General features: G+C 68.0%; 14 protein-coding genes. 4 read left to right on the top strand and 10 right to left on the bottom strand.

All coding sequences use genetic code 11. From position 1 onward, the window contains the following. The 4 genes from ACIP5T_RS00885 to ACIP5T_RS00870 form a co-directional block, all read right to left on the bottom strand. On the bottom strand, window positions 1-414 hold the full coding sequence (locus tag ACIP5T_RS00885; RefSeq protein WP_400859833.1) for a DUF4233 domain-containing protein: 414 nt from the start codon (window positions 412-414) through the stop codon (window positions 1-3). Further along, window positions 411-1,763, bottom strand: a complete 1,353-nt coding sequence (locus ACIP5T_RS00880) for a bifunctional folylpolyglutamate synthase/dihydrofolate synthase (RefSeq protein WP_400859831.1) — start codon at window positions 1,761-1,763, stop codon at window positions 411-413. Before ACIP5T_RS00880 ends, ACIP5T_RS00885 begins: the two co-directional genes overlap by 4 nt. Further along, entirely contained in the window at window positions 1,760-5,125 is a 3,366-nt protein-coding gene (gene ileS, locus ACIP5T_RS00875; RefSeq protein WP_400859829.1) for an isoleucine--tRNA ligase, read from the bottom strand. The genes ACIP5T_RS00880 and ileS overlap by 4 nt, the downstream gene beginning before the upstream one ends. 439 nt (window positions 5,126-5,564) lie before the next feature. After that, entirely contained in the window at window positions 5,565-6,407 is an 843-nt protein-coding gene (locus tag ACIP5T_RS00870) for an endonuclease domain-containing protein (protein ID WP_400859827.1), read from the bottom strand. Window positions 6,408-6,700: 293 nt separating this feature from the next. Between ACIP5T_RS00870 and ACIP5T_RS00865 the strand changes: the two genes are divergently transcribed. After that, window positions 6,701-7,351: a pentapeptide repeat-containing protein gene (locus ACIP5T_RS00865; RefSeq protein WP_400859825.1), complete on the top strand. Its 651-nt coding sequence runs from the start codon at window positions 6,701-6,703 to the stop codon at window positions 7,349-7,351. Here ACIP5T_RS00865 and ACIP5T_RS00860 read toward each other — a convergent pair. From ACIP5T_RS00860 to ACIP5T_RS00845, 4 genes are all read right to left on the bottom strand, one after another. Further along, window positions 7,341-8,849, bottom strand: a complete 1,509-nt coding sequence (locus ACIP5T_RS00860) for an ATP-binding cassette domain-containing protein (protein WP_400859824.1) — start codon at window positions 8,847-8,849, stop codon at window positions 7,341-7,343. The two genes, ACIP5T_RS00865 and ACIP5T_RS00860, sit on opposite strands and share 11 nt — an antisense overlap. Beyond that, on the bottom strand, window positions 8,846-9,658 hold the full coding sequence (locus ACIP5T_RS00855) for an ABC transporter permease (protein ID WP_400859822.1): 813 nt from the start codon (window positions 9,656-9,658) through the stop codon (window positions 8,846-8,848). The genes ACIP5T_RS00860 and ACIP5T_RS00855 overlap by 4 nt, the downstream gene beginning before the upstream one ends. Further along, window positions 9,655-10,596 carry an ABC transporter permease gene (locus ACIP5T_RS00850; protein ID WP_400859821.1) on the bottom strand — a complete coding sequence of 314 codons (942 nt, stop codon included), beginning with the start codon at window positions 10,594-10,596 and terminating at the stop codon, window positions 9,655-9,657. The genes ACIP5T_RS00855 and ACIP5T_RS00850 overlap by 4 nt, the downstream gene beginning before the upstream one ends. A gap of 102 nt (window positions 10,597-10,698) precedes the next feature. Next, the gene (locus ACIP5T_RS00845) at window positions 10,699-12,309 is read right to left on the bottom strand and encodes an ABC transporter substrate-binding protein (RefSeq protein WP_400859819.1); all 1,611 of its coding nucleotides are present in this window, start codon (window positions 12,307-12,309) and stop codon (window positions 10,699-10,701) included. A gap of 201 nt (window positions 12,310-12,510) precedes the next feature. On the opposite strand from ACIP5T_RS00845, the gene valS reads away from it, so the two are divergent. Together valS and ACIP5T_RS00835 are read left to right on the top strand one after the other, a co-directional pair. Continuing rightward, the gene (gene valS, locus ACIP5T_RS00840; protein ID WP_400859817.1) at window positions 12,511-15,105 is read left to right on the top strand and encodes a valine--tRNA ligase; all 2,595 of its coding nucleotides are present in this window, start codon (window positions 12,511-12,513) and stop codon (window positions 15,103-15,105) included. Beyond that, window positions 15,105-15,320 (top strand): hypothetical protein, encoded by a 216-nt coding sequence (locus ACIP5T_RS00835; protein ID WP_400859815.1) that lies wholly within the window; start codon window positions 15,105-15,107, stop codon window positions 15,318-15,320. The genes valS and ACIP5T_RS00835 overlap by 1 nt, the downstream gene beginning before the upstream one ends. A gap of 75 nt (window positions 15,321-15,395) precedes the next feature. Here the strand turns inward: ACIP5T_RS00835 and ACIP5T_RS00830 are convergent, their stop codons facing one another. Then, the gene (locus tag ACIP5T_RS00830; RefSeq protein WP_400859813.1) at window positions 15,396-15,614 is read right to left on the bottom strand and encodes a hypothetical protein; all 219 of its coding nucleotides are present in this window, start codon (window positions 15,612-15,614) and stop codon (window positions 15,396-15,398) included. Further along, window positions 15,611-16,234 (bottom strand): ArsR/SmtB family transcription factor, encoded by a 624-nt coding sequence (locus tag ACIP5T_RS00825; protein WP_400859812.1) that lies wholly within the window; start codon window positions 16,232-16,234, stop codon window positions 15,611-15,613. The genes ACIP5T_RS00830 and ACIP5T_RS00825 overlap by 4 nt, the downstream gene beginning before the upstream one ends. A 115-nt stretch (window positions 16,235-16,349) precedes the next feature. Between ACIP5T_RS00825 and ACIP5T_RS00820 the strand changes: the two genes are divergently transcribed. Beyond that, window positions 16,350-18,401, top strand: a complete 2,052-nt coding sequence (locus ACIP5T_RS00820) for a M3 family metallopeptidase (RefSeq protein ID WP_400859810.1) — start codon at window positions 16,350-16,352, stop codon at window positions 18,399-18,401. The last annotated feature ends 16 nt before the right edge of the window (window positions 18,402-18,417 follow it).

Raw genomic sequence — 18,417 nt, 5'->3', positions numbered from 1 at the left:
TCATTCACTCTCTGTCTGAGTCTCAGTCGTGGGCTCGGCTGGACGTCGTGCGTCCAATCGGGCCCCCATGATCGTCGCATACCCCCACATGCCGCCGAAAACCACGACGACGAGCAGGATCGCGGGCACCAGGATAGCCGCCAGTGCGATGACGACCTGCAGGATCCACCCCGCGGTGATCGCCCAGGGCTTCGTGATCATGCCGGCCACGGCGATGCAGGCGAGTCCGACGACCGCACCCCCGACGATGCCCCACCACTGCGGGATGCCGGCAGGCAGCGTCTTCAGCCCGAAGACCGTGAGCCCTGCCAGGAAGACGACGATCGACTCGAATCCGAGCACGATCGGCGCCAGCTTCTGCACCAGTGTGCGGGGCGCACGCGGACGGCGAGCAGCCGGGGAGGGGGCGGTCATGCGCGCCACCCGGACTTCCAGTCCTCTGCCTCGGCGAGAGCGATCGCCTCGCCCGCGAGCACGACCGATCCCGCGATCACGACGGCTCGTCGATCGGAGGACGCCGCCCACTCGCGTGCGGCGTCCGCGGCCTCCGCGAGGGTCGGGTGCACGGTGGCTCGCTGCCCCGTCGCCTCGACGAGGTCGGCGATGAGATCCGCGTCGCTCGCGCGATCGGACTCCGGCGCAGTGGCGAAGACGTGAGCAGCTGCGGGCGCGAGCTTCGCGACGATCCCCGCGGCGTCCTTGTCGGCCAGGACGCCCAGCACGACGCCCCACTCATCGAAGTCGAAGCTGTCGTCCATCGCCTGCACGAGCGCTGCAGCCCCGTGCGGGTTGTGCGCGGCATCCACGATCACCGTCGGCGCGATCCCCAGCAGCTGGAGGCGTCCGGGAGACGTCGCGCCCTGGAGCCCCTCCGAGATGATGTCGGCTGCGATGGGCTGCTCGGCGCCTCCGATGAGCGACTCCACCGCGGCGACGGCGAGGGCCGCGTTGTGACCCTGGTGCGCGCCGTACTGGGGCAGGTACTCCTCGACGTAGGCACCTGCGAGTCCGCGGATGGTGAGCAGCTGTCCGCCGACCGCGAGCTTCTGGTCGGCGAGTCCGAACTCCTCGCCCTCGAACGCGATCGTGGCGTTCTTCTCGGCCGCGACACGGCGCAGTACGTCCGCGGCCTCCGCGGGCTGCTGCGCCGAGACGACGGCCGCGCCCTCTTTGATGATCCCTGCCTTGACCTTCGCGATCTCGGCGATCGTGCCACCGAGACGATCCGCGTGGTCGATGTCGATGGGCGCGAAGACCGCCACATCGCCGTCTGCCGTGTTCGTCGAGTCCCACTCGCCCCCCATGCCCACCTCGAGCACGAGTACGTCCACAGGAGCGTCGGCCACTGCCACGAAGGCGAGCACCGTGAGCAGTTCGAAGAAGGTCAGCGGTTCTTCGCCTGAGGCCTCGAGCTCCGCGTCGGCGATCTCGACGAAGGGCTCGATCTCGTTCCAGGCGTCGACGATCGCCGCATCGTCGATCGGCTCACCGTCGATCATGATGCGCTCGGTGAACCGCTCGAGGTGCGGGCTGGTGAAGAGTCCCGTGCGCAGACCGTGGGCGCGCAGCAGCGTCTCGATCATCCGTGCGGTCGACGTCTTCCCGTTCGTGCCCGTGATGTGCACGACGCGATAGGTGCGCTGCGGGTCGTCGAGGTACGTGAGGATGCGCGCGGTGCGCTCCTTGCGGGGCTGCACCCAGCGCTCCCCCGCGCGGCTCAGCAGCTTGTCGTAGACGGCGTCGGCCTTGTCACGGGCACTCATGCGGCGGGCTCCTTCGTCGTGACGTCGATCGTGACGATGATCGGACGCTTGTCGGCGCCCAGCGCGGTCGCCCCGCTGCGGAAGACGCCGTCTCCCGGACTGGTGACGTCCTGCACGAGCGTGCTCATCTCGTCGGTGGCCTGCACAGCGAAGGCGACCGCCAGGGTCTCCCCCGCGATCAGGTCCGCGTGCGCCTGCAGCGCCTCGGCGTCGTCGGGGCTCACGTTGAGCGCGAGCACGATGCGGTCGCTCACGTCGAGGTCCGCGTTCTTGCGGGCCTCTTGCACGACGCGGATGGCGTCGCGCGCAAGCCCCTCGGCCTCGAGTTCGGGGGTCGTCTGCGTGTCGAGCAGCACGAATCCGCCGCTCGGGACGATCGCGAGTGCCTCACCCTCCGGTCGGCCGGTGGTCTCGAGCACGAGGTCGTACTCGCTCGGCTCGAGTGAGATGCCCCGGGCCGTCACGACACCGTCGACCTCGGACCAATCCCCGTTCCGCGCGCCCTGAATGGCCTTCTGCACGTCCTTGCCCAGACGGGGGCCCGCTGCGCGAGCGTTCACGCTGAGGCGATGATCGATTCCGTAGTCGGCGGCGGTGTTCTCCGTCGCCTCGACGAGCTCGACCGACTTGACGTTGAGCTCCTCACGGAGGATGTCTTCGAACTGACCGAGCGTCGCAGCCAGCGGCGACACGACCGTGAGGCGCGCGAGCGGCAGGCGCACGCGCAGCTTCTCCTTCTTGCGCAGTGCGTTGCCGACGCTCGACAGCTCGCGCACGGCATCCATCGCGTCGCGGATCTCGTCGGCCGCGGGGAATGCTGTCTCGTCGGGCCAGTCCTGCAGGTGCACGCTGCGTCCGCCGGTCAGGCCCTGCCAGACGCGCTCGCTGATGAGCGGCACCAGCGGAGCCGCGACGCGCGTGAGCGTCTCGAGCACCGTGTAGAGCGTGTCGAACGCGTCGGTGCTCGTGCCCTCCCAGAACCGATCGCGTGACCGGCGGATGTACCAGTTGGTGAGCACCTCCGCGAAGTCGCGCAGACGAGCCGAGGCCGTGGTGGAGTCGAGTCCTTCGAGGTCAGCGCGCACATCGCGCACGAGGTCGCCCAGACGGGCCAGGATGTAGCGGTCGAGCACGTCCGTGGAATCGGTGCGCCAGCTCGCCTCGTAGCCCCCGGGCTTCGCCGCATTCGCATACGTCGCGAAGAAGTACCACGAGTTCCACAGCGGGAGCAGGAACTCGCGGACGCCGGAGCGGATGCCCTCCTCGGTGACCGCGAGGTTGCCGCCGCGCAGCACCGAGCTCGACATGAGGAACCAGCGCATCGCGTCGGAGCCGTCGCGGTCGAGGACTTCGGAGACGTCGGGATAGTTGCGCAGCGACTTCGACATCTTGTATCCGTCGTTGCCCAGCACGATGCCGTGGCAGCTGACGCCGGTGAACGCCGGACGATCGAAGAGCGCGGTCGACAGCACGTGCATCACGTAGAACCAGCCACGCGTCTGCCCGATGTACTCGACGATGAAGTCGGCGGGTGCGTGCGTGTCGAACCACTCCTGGTTCTCGAACGGGTAGTGCACCTGCGCGTACGGCATGGAGCCCGAGTCGAACCACACGTCGAAGACGTCCTCGATGCGGCGCATGGTGCTCTTGCCGGTCGGGTCGTCGGGATTCGGACGTGTGAGGTCGTCGATGTACGGGCGGTGCAGGTCGATCTCGCCCTCGGGGTTGCGCGGGAGCGTGCCGAAGTCGCGCTCCATCTCTTCCAGGGAGCCGTAAGCGTCGACGCGCGGGTACTCGGGGTCGTCGCTCTTCCAGATCGGGATCGGCGAGCCCCAGTAGCGGTTGCGGCTGATCGACCAGTCGCGCGCACCCTCGAGCCATTTGCCGAACTGGCCGTGCTTGACGTTCTCGGGCACCCAGGTGATCTGCTCGTTGTTCGCGAGCAGGTCGTCCTTGATGTCGGTGACGCGGATGAACCAGCTCGACACGGCCTTGTAGATCAGAGGGTTGCGGCAGCGCCAGCAGTGCGGGTACGAGTGCACGTAGCTCTGCTCGCGCAGCAGACGCCCCTCGGAGCGCAGCAGACGGATGAGCGGCGTGTTCGCATCCATCCAGAGCTGGCCGGCGACGTCGGTCACGTTCGGCAGGAATCGTCCGCCGTCGTCGAGCGACAGGATCGTCGGGATGCCGGCGGCGCCGGCGACCCGCTGGTCGTCCTCACCATAGGCGGGCGCCTGGTGGACGATGCCGGTGCCGTCGCTGACCGTGACGTAGTCGTCGACCAGGATGCGCCAGGCGTTCTCGGTGCCGTAGGTCTCGGCGTCGGCGTAGTAGTCGAAGAGGCGGTCGTAGGTGACGTCTTCGAGCTCGGCTCCACGCACGGTCGCGTCGACTGCGGCGAGCGCGTCGTCGAGGCTCTCGTAGCCGAGGTCCTTCACGTAGCCGCCGAGCAGCTCGCGGGCGAGGAGGTAGCGGTGGGCGGAGGCCTCGACGGCTGCATCCGTCGTTCCGGCGATCTGGTGCACGTCGGCCGCACCGCCGGGGCCGGCCGGGAGCACGACGTACTCGATGTCGGGTCCGACGGCGAGCGCGAGGTTGGTGGGAAGCGTCCAGGGCGTCGTCGTCCAGGCGAGCGCCCGCACTGCGGTGAGACCGAGGCCTTCCGCCTTCGCCCCGGTCAGCGGGAACGTGACGGTGACCGACGGGTCCTGTCGGTTCTGGTACACGTCGTCGTCCATGCGCAGCTCGTGCGCAGACAGCGGGGTCTCGTCGCGCCAGCAGTACGGCAGCACCCGGTATCCCTCGTAGGCGAGGCCCTTGTCGAACAGCGTCTTGAACGCCCAGAGCACGCTCTCCATGTAGCCGAGGTCGAGGGTCTTGTATCCGCGCTCGAAGTCGACCCAGCGGGCCTGACGCGTGACGTAGTCCTGCCACTCGTGCGTGTACTTCAGCACCGAGTCCTTCGCCTTCGCGTTGAAGACGTCGATGCCCATGGCCTCGATCTCGCTCTTCTCGGTGATGCCCAGCTGCTTCATGGCCTCGAGCTCGGCGGGCAGACCGTGGGTGTCCCAGCCGAAGACACGATCGACCTTCTTGCCGATCATGGTCTGGAAGCGTGGGAACACATCCTTGGCGTACCCGGTGAGCAGGTGCCCGTAGTGCGGCAGGCCGTTGGCGAACGGCGGGCCGTCGTAGAAGACCCACTCGTCGTTGCCCTCGCGCTGCTCGATCGACGCACGGAAGGTCTGGTCGGTCTCCCAGAAGTCGAGCACGTCGCGCTCGATCTGAGGGAACCGAGGGCTCGGGGCGACGGAGGCAGCCTGGTCGGCGGCGGGGCCGAAGGAGGAACGCGGATAGGTCATGTCGTCTCGCAGGAGTCGTGGCGGATGCTGCTGCGAGGACGATCCGTCGGGAATGTCATCCCGGGAACCGCGGTACCACCTCGCGTGCTGCGCCTCACGGCGGAGCCACTCTCACTGCGGCTGTGACGGGCCTGCCCCGCTCGGTTCTACTGAGTCGGACTCTGCGAGACCGACCGTTCTTCCGAGAGCTCCCCGGTGATGTCCGGATCGATGCTCTTGGCATCCATTGTACGCGCGGTGCGGGGCGTGCGCTTCCGAGTGCCCTATGCGCTTCCGAGGTCCGGTATGCCTCCGGGGCCTGCGCCTGTGTCGGCCGAATGCACGTCCGTCGGCCATACTGCGAAAATTCGGCCGAGGCAAGAACATCTGTCCGACGGAGCGAAGTGCTTGGGTGGGTGAATAGCTGGGTGGGTGGATAGCTGGGTGGGTGGCGGGTCGCTCACGCCGAGCGGTGCAGCCCCTGCGCTATCGCGCGCATGATCAGGTCCTGCACGATGTGCCAATCGAACATGACGTCCGTGTACGACACGCGCATCACGTGATACCCCATCAGTCGCAGTTCGGCATCGTGCCGGATGTCTGCGGATCGCTGCGCACCGACGTGGTGGGCTCCGTCGATCTGTACGACGAATCGGTCGCCGATCAGCGTGTCGACGCGGTGACCCGCGATCCAGATCTGCACGCGGATCGGCTCTCTCAACCACCGCAGCCGCGCGCGAAAGTAGGTCTCCAGCCCCGCGTCGGCGAAAGGAGTCGCCCGAACGAGAATCCGCCGCGCCGCTGGCTTCCACGAGTATCCACGCAGAGCTTCCATCGTGACGAGTGACTTGTTGAGCGCTGACTCCCAGGTTGCGAGCGCCCGCTCGAAGGGCTCGCACTCGGCGATGTACGCCAGCACATTCTCGATCGGATCGACAAGCACATCCGGATGACGCTGCACGATCGGACTTCCCCAGTGCACCTGTGCGTCTAAACGCCGCCTCCCCGCGGCGTTCGGTCCGACAGCGACGTGCGGCTCGCCCGAATGGTCGTGCAGCCAGAGGCCGAGTCGAGCGGCTTGAGTACGACAGGTCAGCACGACGCCTCGGCGCGCGGCACTGATCAGCATCCCGTCGGCGGAAGGCACCGCGAGCCATCCTCGTCGCGGCCGGATCAGCACACCGCGTTCGACCGCCGAAGCGACCAGGCTCCGAGCAAATCCGCGCTCGTCGATAACAGTGACACGCACGACGCCGCCGAGCTCCATCATCGTCTCAAGCAAGTCCTCTGACGTTCTCCGCACCCAGCCAGTGTGGGACGTACCGGTTGCGCGTCGCCCCCGGTTCCAGGCTTATGTGGACAACGGTGTCCCGGGGTGTTCCGTGCAGGAGCGGTCGAGGCGTCCCCGACGGGCAACGGGTGGCACGTCCGTAGCTCGCTCACCCCACGCTCGTGCTCCCACTCTCGCTCGGCCGAATCCACCTCACTCGGTCCGATTCCGCGCAACGGGCCGAGTGAGGTGGATTTGGCCGGGCAGGAGCGGCCGTGGGAGCGGCCGGGGCAGGGAGTGTCGCACCCACCCCGTACCCTCGAAGCATGGCCCGCTCCCCCGAATCCCCCGTGGCTCCCCGCGTCTCGCCGCCCGACCTTCCGCGAGTCTTCACGCCCGCTGCAGCACGTCGCAGCGCGGATCTGATCGCTGCGAGCCTCGATCTCGACGGCACGGTCGACCTCGCCCATGCCGCGCTCGAGCAGTGCACGATCACCGCCGACGCCGACAGCGTCGACCTGACCGGCGCCACGCTCATCGACGTCGATCTCGTCGGCGTCCGGATCGCGTCACTGAAGATGCGGGATGCGAGCATTCGCCGCCTGCGCATCAGCGGGGGTCGCATAGGCACACTCGATCTGAGCAGCTCACGCATCGACGAGCTCCTGCTCGGTGACGTGCGGATCGACTATCTCAATCTCGGGGCGGCGAAGGCCAGCGACGTCGAGATCCGTGACTGCGGCATTCGCACACTCGACATGCCTCAGGCGGAACTCACTCGGGTCCGTTTCACCGGCACTCGGTCCGATGAGGTGGACTCACGAGGCATGCGCGCCACGCACGTCGACCTCCGAGGACTCGACGCCGCGGCGTTCCTCGATGCGAACAGCCTGCGGGGCACGACGCTCACAGGGTTCCAGGTGCAGCAGCTCGCGCCGCTGCTCGCCGCAGGCATCGGCATCCAGGTCACGGACTGACGGGCCGGTTCGCCTCGAGGAGCTCCCGGGTGAACGGATGCTGCGGTGCAGCGAACACGTCGCCGACCGCGCCCTGCTCGACGATGACGCCATCCTGCATCACGAGCACCTCGTCAGCCACTGCGCCGACGACATCCAGGTCGTGCGACACGACGATCATCGTCAGCTCGCGTTCACGCTGGAGGCGCAACAGCAGCTGCAGCACCTTCTCGCGCACCGAGGGATCCAGAGCCGACACCGGCTCGTCGAGGACCAGCACCTCGGGGTCGGCGGCGAGCGCCCGAGCGATCGCCGCGCGCTGGCGCTGCCCCCCGGACAGGGCGATCGGTCGACGGCTCGCGAGCACGGGATCGAGATCGACTTCCGCGAGGAGCGCCGACACTCGATCCGCGCGCTGCTGGCGAGGTACACCCCCGGCGGCGAGCGCCTCCCTCAGCGATCGCCCGATCGTCCACCGCGGGTCGAAGGCACCGAGAGGGTTCTGATGCACGAGCTGCACCCGGTGCTGCCCGATCCATCGCAGTCCGCCGTCATCCGCATCCTCCACTCCCACGATCATTCGGGCGAGAGTCGTCTTGCCGGATCCGGACTCGCCGACGATTCCGAGGGTGCGGCCCGCCGATACGGCGAACGACGCGTCCTGCACCGCGACGAGATCGCCGAACGCCTTCGTGACCCCGGCGGCGACGAGCACCGTCGTGGCCGCTCCGTCCCGCTCTGCACGCGGCTCGTGGATCGTCGCGTCGATGAGCTGCCGGGTGTACTCGTGCTGCGGCTTCTCGAGCACCTCGTCGACGGGCCCCGACTCGACGACGATGCCGTTGCGCATCACCAGCACCCGATCCGCGATCCTCCGCACGGCGGCGAAGTCATGACTGATGAACACGATGGCGGTGCCGGCGTCGGCGATCTCTCGCAACAGCCCGAGAATCCGTGCCTGCACGGTGGCGTCCAGGGCGGTGGTCGGCTCGTCGGCAACGAGGACTGCGGGCCCTGCGGCGATGGCCGACGCGATCAGCGCCCGCTGCCTGAGCCCCCCGGAGAGCTGATGCGGGTACTGCCGCGCCCGCCGAGCGGCATCGGGCATCCACACGCGGTGGAGCAGGTCCTGCACCCGTTCCTCCAGCGCCGCCCGCCCCGATGCGATCCTGTGCAGACGGAGCGGCTCGGCGATCTCCGATCCCACCCGCTGCAGCGGGTCGAGAGACACCAGCGCGTCCTGCGACACGAGTCCGATGCGGGCTCCCCGCAGTGCCCGCCATCCGCGCTCGCCGAGACGGGCGGCGTCCGTCCCGTCGACGACGAGCCGCTCGAATGCGACGCGCGCGCCCTGTGGGGCGAGCCCGAGCAGTGCCCTGGCCGTGAGGGTCTTGCCCGCCCCGGACTCTCCGACGATCGCCACGCATTCCCCTCGCGCCACCGACAGCGACACCCCGTCGACCACGGGCGTCCCCCCGAAGTCGATGCGCAGACCCTCGAGTTCCAGCGCCGCGGTCATGGCGCCACTCCGTCTGCCCTGGCACGCAGGAGCCGGCCGACGACCGTCGCTGCGATCACGGTCACGGTGATCGCGATGCCGGGGAACACGGCGATCCACCAGGCTTGGCCCAGCACGTTGCGCCCGCCCGCGAGCATGAGTCCCCACTCGGGCGTCGGCTCCGAGGGACCGAGGCCGAGGAAGCTGAGTCCGGCTGCGGCGAGGATGCTCGATCCGATGCCGATCGTCGCGAGCACGCTCAACGAGCCGAGCACTCCCGGCACGACGTGCCTCACGAAGGCAGGAACCGGGCGAACTCCGAGGATGCGGGCGGCTTCGACATGCTCTGCGCCGCGCAACGTGCGCGTCTGCACGCGCGCGAGGCGGATGTAGACGGGAACCGCCGCGAGGGTGACGGCGATCGCGATGTTCACCGGGCCTGGCCCGAGCACCGCCACCACCACGAGCGCGACCAGGAACTCGGGGAACGCCATCAGCACGTCGTTCACGCGCATGAGCGCCGCGTCGACGCCTCGTGGCGAGAGCCCGGCCACGGCTCCGACGAGGAGTCCGCCAGCGAGGGCGACGCCGGTGGCGAGCAATCCGATGCCGATCGAGCGCCCGGCTCCGTAGACCACCCGCGAGTACACGTCTCGGCCGCTCTGATCCGTGCCGAACAGGTGCTCGCCACTCGGCGGCAGCAGCGACGCACGCACATCCGTCTGGAGCGGGTCGTGCGTGGCGAGGACTCCGGGGAAGGCTGCAGCGAACGCGAGTGTCAGCAGCACGGCCACCGCGCACCAGAGCAGCACGACCTGCGCACGCTTCATCGCACACCCCCGCGTTCCGTGCGCAGACGCGGATCGATGAGCGGATGCAGGAGCTCGATCATGAGGTTCACGATCACGAACACGATGGCGCTGAGCAGGATGATCCCCGTGATCACTGGGAGATCGCGGTTGGTGATGGCCGCGAGGGTGACCCGCCCGAGGCCCGCACGGGCGAAGACGGTCTCGACTAGCACGGCTCCGCCGAGCACCGATCCGGTCAGGTAGGCAGCCAGCGTCACCGCATTGGCGGCGCCATGCCTCAGCCCATGCCGCAGGGTGAACCACGACGGGCTCGCACCCCGCGCACGAACCGTCTCGGCGAACGGCATCCGCTCGGCCTGCACGAGTCCGTCGCGCAGCACCTGACTGAGCAGGGCGGCCACCGGCAGTGCGAGGGTGACCGCAGGGAGCACGATCGTCGCAGGATTGCGCGCACCGGACACCGGGAACCAGCCGAGCCCGAACGCGAAGACGCTGAGCAGGATCAGGCCGATCCAGAAGACGGGCGACGAAAGGATGACGAGTTCGACGGCGGCGGCGACGGTGCGCCCGGTGCGCCCTCTCACGAACAGCGCGACGACCAGAGCCAGCACCACCGCGACGAGCAGCGCCAGTGCGGCGAGCTGCAGCGTGGAACCGAGCTGGCGTCCGATGACCTCGGCCACCGGCATCCGCAGCTGATAGGACTCCCCCAGGTCGCCCCGAGCGAGCTGTCCGATGAACGTGACGTACTGCTCGATCGGAGGACGATCGAGCCCGAGTTCCGCGCGGATGCCGTCTTTGACCTCATCGCTCACCTGCGCCTGCGGTCCGAGCATGACCGAGACCGGATCCCCCGGGATCACACGGAACGCGAGGAACACCAGCGTCGCCGCCCCCCAGAGGACGATGACGACGGATGCCGCGAGTCCGGCGACCCTGAGGAGCGCTGCCTTCACCGTGGACGCCCTCTCGACGGATCCTGAGCGCCCCTCGGCTCACGGCGCGCGCTCACGAAGATATCGCAGTGCTCGCGGGAGGGGCGCTCGACGATCCGGGTGTCAGCCGACGCTCACGTCGTAGAACAGCGGCCGACCGTAGAGGTCGTAGGCGAGCCCGTCCACCCGTTCCCCGACGGCCGTGATCGCCGACGGGCTGTAGAGGGGCACGATCGCCGTGTAGTCGGCGTTCCACTCCTGCAGCTGCGTGTAGATGTCATCGCGCTGATCCTGATCGTTCGACGCGACCGCCTGCTCGAGCAGCGCATCGATCTCCGGGTCGGAGACCTGCGAGGCGTTCTGGAACCCCTCGGTGTGCAGGTGCGCACGAAGGAAGTCGGGATCGACGCCCGAGAATCCCCAGTCGGTCAGGTCGAAGGTCTTCGGCCCGTACTGCTCGTTGTACGCGCCGGGCTCGAGCGTCTCGCGCACCACCTCGAAGCCGATCGTCTTGAGGTCCGACTGGATCGCGTTCGCCAGAGCCGCGCGATCGTCGGGAACCGGGGTCCACGCGATCCAGCGGGCGGACAGACGCTGGCCGTCCTTCATGCGGATGCCGTCGGAGTCGCGCTCCGTCCACCCGGCCTCGTCGAGGAGCGCGTTCGCCGCATCCGGGTCGAACGGACGAGCGTCCTCCAGGGAGGCGTCGTACCCGGGAGTGGTCGAACCGAGCACACTCCAGGCCCGCGGGAACTGTCCGAAGAAGATCTCCTCGACTGCCGCGTCCACGTCGATGCCGAGAGCGAAGGCCTGACGGACCTTCTCATCGGCGAAGACGCCGTACTTCTCGTTGAGGTACAGCGAGTACGGCAGACCGGGGTACTCGATCGAGTCGACGGTGATGCCGTCTCCGAGGTCCCCGGCGAGGTTCGGCGGGATGTTGCTCGCGAGATCCGCCTCGCCGCTCTGCACCACGCCCGTGCGCACGGAGGCCTCCGGCTGGATCTCGACGCGCAGCGTCTCGACCTTCGGTGCGTCTTCGCCGTGCGGCCCCCAGGCGTAGTCGTCGTTGCGGGTGTACACGAGCTCCTGGTCCGGCGTGTACTCGGTGAGCACGAACGGACCGGTGCCGACGGTGACGTCGGGGCCTCCGGCCTTCAGCTGATCGGCGGACTCGGCAAGTACGGCCGGTGAGTAGAAGCCGAGCTGCGGCGTACTCGCCGCCTGAAGGAACGGCGCGTACGGCTGGGTGAAGCTCACCTTCACCGTGTGCTCGTCGACGACCTCGGTGCCCTCGTAGAAGTCGGCCCCCATCATGCTCGCGGCCTGCGCGGACTCCGTCTCAGGGTCGACGATGCGATCGAAGTTCGCCTTGACCGCTTCGGCGTCGAACGGTTCGCCGTCGGAGAACGTCACGTCGTCGCGCAGGATGAAGGTGTATTCGGTGCTGTCGTCCGAGACGGACCAGTCCTTCGCCAGCCACGCGGTGAAGGAGCCGTCGTTCTCCTGGAACACCAGCGAGTCGAGCACGGCGCGCTGGACCATGCCCGAGACGTCGAGCTGGCTCACCTGCGGATCCATGTGCCCCGCCGAGAGGTTCGCACCTTCGATCGACCAGACGAGCTCACCGCCGTCGGACTCGGATGACGGTGCAGCGCAGGAGCTGAGCAGGAGTGCGCTCACGGCGACGGTCGCGCCGAGCGGGATGGCGCGACGCAGGAAGGAGATAGGCATGCTGTTCCTCGGGAGGGAATGCGGAAGACGACGCGGATGCATCAGTTCTTGGACTCGATCCAATTCTAGATCCTCCGTGGTGGCAGTGGGCTCTGCGGCCCGCGCCGCGTGCTCCCCAGCGAGGGCGATTAGACTGTGGGACACAATCCACACTCAGGCACGCTCACACAGTGCCGCATACATCGCTCGAGGAGAACCTTCATGTCCGCCATTCCCGACAAGCCCGTACTCGAAGGTCTCGAAGCGAAGTGGGGTGAGAGCTGGTCCGCACAGGGCACGTACCTGCTCGACCGCATCCGCGCCGCGGAGTCGGGCCGTGAGGGCGTCTACTCGATCGACACTCCCCCGCCGACCGCATCCGGCAGCCTGCACATCGGACACGTGTTCTCGTACACGCACACCGACGTCAAGGCGCGCTTCGAGCGCATGCGCGGCAAGAACGTCTTCTACCCGATGGGCTGGGATGACAACGGCCTCCCCACCGAGCGCCGGGTGCAGAACTACTACGGCGTGCGTTGCGATCCCTCGCTCCCCTATCAGGATGGCTTCACGCCGCCGTTCGAGGGCGGCGACAACAAGTCCAGCCGCGCCGCCGACCAGGTGCCCATCAGCCGCCGCAACTTCATCGAGCTCTGCGAGCGCCTGACGATCGAAGACGAGAAGCAGTTCGAGGCCCTGTTCCGCCAGCTCGGCCTCTCCGTCGACTGGTCACAGACGTACCGCACGATCTCGGATGACACGATCCGCCAGAGCCAGCTCGCGTTCCTGCGCAACCTCGAGCGCGGCGAGGCCTACCAGTCGCTCGCGCCGACGCTGTGGGACATCGACTTCCGCTCGGCGATCGCGCAGGCGGAACTCGAAGATCGCGACCAGCAGGCCGCGTATCACACCATCGACTTCCCGTTCGCAGACGGCTCCGGCTCGATCACGATCGAGACGACCCGCCCCGAGCTGCTTCCCGCCTGCATCGCGATCGTGACGCACCCCGAGGGCCCGCACAAGCATCTGATCGGCACGAAGGTGCGCACCCCCTTCTTCGGCGCCGAGATCGAGATCCACGGCCACCACCTCGCGCAGCCCGACAAGGGCACGGGCGCCGCCATGGTCTGCACGTTCGGCGACGTGACGGACATCATCTGGTGGCGCGAGCTGCGCACGACCACAGGCGACCACCTCCCGAACATGACGACGATCGGTCTCGACGGGCGCTTCCTGCCCACCGCCCCGTCGATCGTCGCGAACGCTGAGGCCATCGACTGGTATGCCGGCGAGCTCGCCGGCAAGACCGTGTTCTCGGCGCGCAAGGCGGTCGTCGAGAAGCTGCAGGAGACCGGCGATATGACGGCTGTCGGCAAGCCGTTCAACCACGCGGTGAAGTTCTTCGAGAAGGGCGACCGCCCGCTCGAGATCGTCTCGACGCGCCAGTGGTACATCCGCAACGGCGCGCGCGACGCGAAGCTGCGCGACGAGCTGCTCGAGCGCGGCACGCAGCTGGCCTGGCACCCGGACTTCATGCGGGTGCGATATGAGAACTGGGTCGGCGGGCTGACCGGTGACTGGCTCGTGTCGCGTCAGCGATTCTTCGGCGTGCCGATCCCTCTCTGGTACGGACTCGATGAGAACGGCGACCGCGACTACGACCGCGTGCTCGCGCCCGACCACGCCACCCTCCCCATCGATCCGACGACCGATGTGCCTGCGGGATACACCGAGGATCAGCGCGGAGTGGCCGGTGGATTCGAGGCCGAGGCCGACATCCTCGACACCTGGGCGACCTCGTCGCTCACGCCGCAGCTGGCCGGCGGATGGCAGCGCGATGAGGAGTTGTGGCAGCTCACTGCCCCGTTCGACCTGCGGCCCCAGGGCCAGGACATCATCCGCACCTGGCTCTTCTCGACGATGCTGCGCTCGACCCTCGAGGACGGCCGTTCGCCCTGGCGCAACGCCGCGATCTCGGGCTTCATCGTCGACCCCGACCGCAAGAAGATGTCGAAGTCCAAGGGCAACGTGGTGACCCCGGCGGACATCCTCGAGACCCACGGATCGGATGCGGTGCGCTACTGGGCCGCCTCCAGCCGCCTCGGCATGGACGCCGCGTTCGACCCGCAGAACCCGACCCAGGTCAAGATCGGACGCCGCCTGGCGATCAAGGTGCTCAACGCGGCGAAGTTCGTGCTGTCGTTCCCCGTGCCCGAGGGCGCGCAGGTGACCCATGCACTCGACGCCTCGATGCTGACCGCTCTCGACTCCGTGGTCGTCGACGCGACGAAGGCGTTCGAGCACTATGACCAGGCGAAGGCTCTCGAGGTCACCGAGGCGTTCTTCTGGACGTTCTGCGACGACTACCTCGAGCTCGTGAAAGAGCGCGCCTACAACCAGAACGACGTCGGACAGGCATCCGCCGCACTCGCTCTGCGGCTCGCGCTCTCGACGCTGCTGCGTCTGCTCGCCCCCATCCTCTCGTTCGCGACCGAAGAGGTGTGGTCGTGGTTCGAGGAGGGCTCGGTGCACACGGCATCGTGGCCCGAGCCGCTCGGCATCGAGGGCGACCCCGCCGTGCTGTCCGTGGCCAGCGAGGCTCTGATCAGCATCCGGCGAGCGAAGACCGAGGCGAAGGCATCGCAGAAGACCCCGGTCGCGAGCGCGATGATCACCGCTCCGGCCGAGAAGTACGAGGCGCTGCGAGCAGCCGCCGCCGACCTGTCGGCCGTCGGGCGCATCGCAGAGCTGGGACTCGCCGTGGGTGACGAGTTCGCGGTCACCGCGATCGAACTCGCCCCGGTCGAGGGCGTCTGATGCAGCTGGGCACGCGGTGGGCCACCGGCTCCGAGCCGCCGGCCTCCGTTCCCGCCGCGCTTCGTCCGGCGATCGCCGGGGTCGAATCGCGAGGTCTCTCCGGACACTGGACGCTCACGTGGCTCGAGGGCCGCGCGATCGCAGAGCTCGACGCGGGCTGGGAGGTCGTCCAGACCGGGGCGGGCGACGTGATCGCCCGCCCGTTCGAGGACTGACTGCGCGACCCTTCGTGCACGAAGCCCCCTGTCCGCATCTGCGGCAGGGGGCTTCATCGTTGCGGACAGTCCGGGTCAGCGCCGCGGAAGCCCGAGCTGGGCGAGCATGTGATCGACGGCGTGCGGGTCCTGGCGAGCGCTCTGCTGCTCGCGCAGGAGATCGAGTGCGAGTTCGCGCTTCCGGGCACGCCGCTCGATGCGATGCCGCACGAAGGCGGTGAGCACCTCGGCGAGGCCGAGCAGACGTCGCTCGACCTGAGTCGGAGCGACGAGATGAATGGTCGCACTGGTCATGATTCCTCCACACTCGTGTCTGCGGCATCTGCTAGGACCGGGCCCGATGCGGGAAGGTCGAAGAGCTCCGTGCGCATCGACACTCGGCGCACATCCGGTCCTGTCTGACCCCGGTAGCGCTCGACAGCCCGATCTACCACGGTCATGAGCTCGGCCTTGAGATCTTCCATCTGCGCCGACGTGACCTCGAGGAGCGTCGTGGCGATGAGGCCCGTGTCCTTCCACCCCTCGGGAACATCGGAATCGGGGCGATTCACCCACGACATCAGCGTCTCGTGTCGCAGACGGAAGAACTCGGACGAGACGATCTGCGCTGCAGCGCGGTTCGCCGGCGACATCGCCTCGCTCGGGCCGGGGATGTCGATCCGCCCCTGTGGAAGCTCCCACCAGCGCTCGCGAGCGGTGCCACGACCCTCGACCTCTCTGATCAGGTCGTGCGCCGAGAGGGTGCGCAGGTGATAGCTCGTCGAGCCGGACGTCTCCCCCAGCATCGCAGCCAGTAAACTCGCCGTCTGGGGCCCGTGAGCGCTGAGCAGATCGAAGATACGCACCCGAAGCGGATGCGCGAGCGCCTTGAGGGCACCCGGATCCAGCCGTCGCATCTGCTCGTCTTTCGTCATGCATGCAAATATACCTTTGCAAAGGCTTCTTTGCAACAGTTTCTTTGCAATCGGCTTGAGGCTCGCCATCGCAGAGGTCGCTCGTGCCGCGAAGCACGGTGGGTAGGCTCGGAAGATGACCGACGTCTCGAACCCGCTGCTCCAGCCGTCCACTCTCCCGTACGGACTTCCCGACTTCGCGGCCATCAGCCCCGAGCATTACCTCCCCGCATTCCAGGCGGCGTTCGACGAGCACCTTCACGAGATCTCTCGAATCACCATGGTGCGCTCCATGCCCACATTCGAGAACACGATCGAAGCGATCGAACGGTCCGGCGAGATGCTCGATCGCGTCGCTCACGCGTTCTATACCGTCGCCTCGGCCGACGCGACCCCCGCGATCCAGGAGGTCGACGAACAGCTCGCGCCCCTGATGGCCGCACACCAGGACGCGATCACCCTCGACAGCGCACTGTATTGGCGTGTCCAGCAGGTGTACGCGCAGCTCGAGCACCTCGAGCTCGACGACGAGCAGCGGTATCTCGTCGAGCGTCACCACCGCGAGATGAGCCACGCCGGAGCCGCTCTCGATGACGACGCCAAAGCACGGCTCACCGCGCTGAACCAACAGCTCTCGACGCTGAACAACACGTTCGAGCGCAATCTGCTGAACGACACCAACGACCTCGCGGTCGTGTTCGACTCCCCCGATGAGCTCGGGGGCCTCAGCACCGGCGAGCTCTCCGCCGCATCCCGCTCCGCCGCCGACCGCGGCCTCGAGGGCAGGTACGTCGTCTCGCTGCCGCTGTTCACCGGCCATCCGTACCTTGCGCAGCTGCGCGATCGGGAATCACGACGTCGCATCATGGACGCGTCCCGCGCGCGGGCGTCGAGAGACAATGCGAACGACAACCGTCCAGTACTGCGAGAGATCGTCCGGCTCCGCTCGGAGCGCGCCGCCCTCCTCGGCTACCCCTCTCACGCCGCGTACGTCACGGCAGACGAGACCGCCGGCAGCCCGGAGGCCGTCGAACGGATACTCCGCGAACTCGCCGCGCCGTCAGCACGCAACGCCCGCACCGAGCGCGAGACGCTCCAAGCCATCGTCGACGAGACCGAGAGCGACCCGTTCGCCGTGGAGGCGCACGACTGGGCGTACTACACCGAGAAGGTGCGCACTGCGCGCTACGACATCGACACGAGCGCGCTGCGTCCGTGGTTCGAGGCCGAGCGAGTGCTGCAGGACGGCGTGTTCTTCGCCGCCACACAGCTGTACGGCGTGACCTTCTCCGAGCGGCACGACCTCGTGGCCTACCACCCGGGAGCCCGGGTGTTCGAGGTGCATGACGCAGACGGCAGCGCTCTGGGTCTGTACGTGCTCGACCTCTATACCCGCGACTCGAAGCGTGGCGGCGCGTGGATGAATCCGATCGTGAGTCAGTCCCGCCTGCGAGGCACGCTGCCCGTCGTGGTCAACAACCTCAATGTCCCGCTGCCCGGGGACGGCGAGCCGACGCTGCTCACCCTCGACGAGGTGACGACGCTCTTCCACGAATTCGGCCACGCACTGCACGGCCTGTTCGCGGTGGTCACCTACCCGCACTTCTCGGGAACCAATGTCTTCCGCGACTTCGTCGAGTTCCCCAGCCAGGTCAACGAGATGTGGATCCTCTGGCCGGAGGTGCTCGACAACTATGCGCGGCACCACGACACGGGAGAGCCGCTCGACCCCGCGATCGTCGAACGACTGCGTGCGACGGAGACGTTCAACCAGGGCCACGACACCAGCGAGTACCTCGCGGCCGCCTGGCTCGACCAGGCATGGCACCGGGTGACATCGGAGTCCGAGATCACCGACGTCGCCTCGTTCGAGGCCGCCGCCCTCGCAGACATCGGCCTCGACGACCCTGTCGTGCCGACCCGCTACTCGTCGACCTACTTCGCCCACGTGTTCTCCGGCGGATACAGCGCGGGCTACTACTCGTACATCTGGAGCGAGGTGCTCGACGCAGACACGGTCGACTGGTTCCGCGAGAACGGTGGACTCACGCGCGAGAACGGCGACCGGTTCCGTTCCCGCCTGCTGGGCGTCGGCGGCTCGAAGAACCCTCTCGAGGCGTATCGCGACTTCCGCGGTCGCGATGCCGAGATCGCACCTCTGCTGAGGCGCCGCGGCCTCGAAGCCTGACCTCATCAGCCGGAGG

Source organism: Microbacterium sp. NPDC088619 (assembly GCF_044752825.1).
Taxonomy (GTDB): Bacteria; Actinomycetota; Actinomycetes; order Actinomycetales; family Microbacteriaceae; genus Microbacterium.
The sequence above is the reverse complement of the archived record's forward strand: the minus strand, read 5'-3'. Positions and strand labels throughout refer to the sequence as shown.

Excerpts from the sequence above, each read along its gene's own strand:
- ACIP5T_RS00885 (WP_400859833.1), bottom strand. The coding sequence starts at position 414 with ATGACCGCCCCCTCCCCGGCTGCTCGCCGTCCGCGTGCGCCCCGCACA.
- ACIP5T_RS00880 (WP_400859831.1), bottom strand. The coding sequence starts at position 1,763 with ATGAGTGCCCGTGACAAGGCCGACGCCGTCTACGACAAGCTGCTGAGC.
- ileS (WP_400859829.1), bottom strand. The coding sequence starts at position 5,125 with ATGACCTATCCGCGTTCCTCCTTCGGCCCCGCCGCCGACCAGGCTGCC.
- ACIP5T_RS00865 (WP_400859825.1), top strand. The coding sequence starts at position 6,701 with ATGGCCCGCTCCCCCGAATCCCCCGTGGCTCCCCGCGTCTCGCCGCCC.
- ACIP5T_RS00860 (WP_400859824.1), bottom strand. The coding sequence starts at position 8,849 with ATGACCGCGGCGCTGGAACTCGAGGGTCTGCGCATCGACTTCGGGGGG.
- ACIP5T_RS00855 (WP_400859822.1), bottom strand. The coding sequence starts at position 9,658 with ATGAAGCGTGCGCAGGTCGTGCTGCTCTGGTGCGCGGTGGCCGTGCTG.
- ACIP5T_RS00845 (WP_400859819.1), bottom strand. The coding sequence starts at position 12,309 with ATGCCTATCTCCTTCCTGCGTCGCGCCATCCCGCTCGGCGCGACCGTC.
- valS (WP_400859817.1), top strand. The coding sequence starts at position 12,511 with ATGTCCGCCATTCCCGACAAGCCCGTACTCGAAGGTCTCGAAGCGAAG.
- ACIP5T_RS00835 (WP_400859815.1), top strand. The coding sequence starts at position 15,105 with ATGCAGCTGGGCACGCGGTGGGCCACCGGCTCCGAGCCGCCGGCCTCC.
- ACIP5T_RS00830 (WP_400859813.1), bottom strand. The coding sequence starts at position 15,614 with ATGACCAGTGCGACCATTCATCTCGTCGCTCCGACTCAGGTCGAGCGA.
- ACIP5T_RS00825 (WP_400859812.1), bottom strand. The coding sequence starts at position 16,234 with ATGACGAAAGACGAGCAGATGCGACGGCTGGATCCGGGTGCCCTCAAG.
- ACIP5T_RS00820 (WP_400859810.1), top strand. The coding sequence starts at position 16,350 with ATGACCGACGTCTCGAACCCGCTGCTCCAGCCGTCCACTCTCCCGTAC.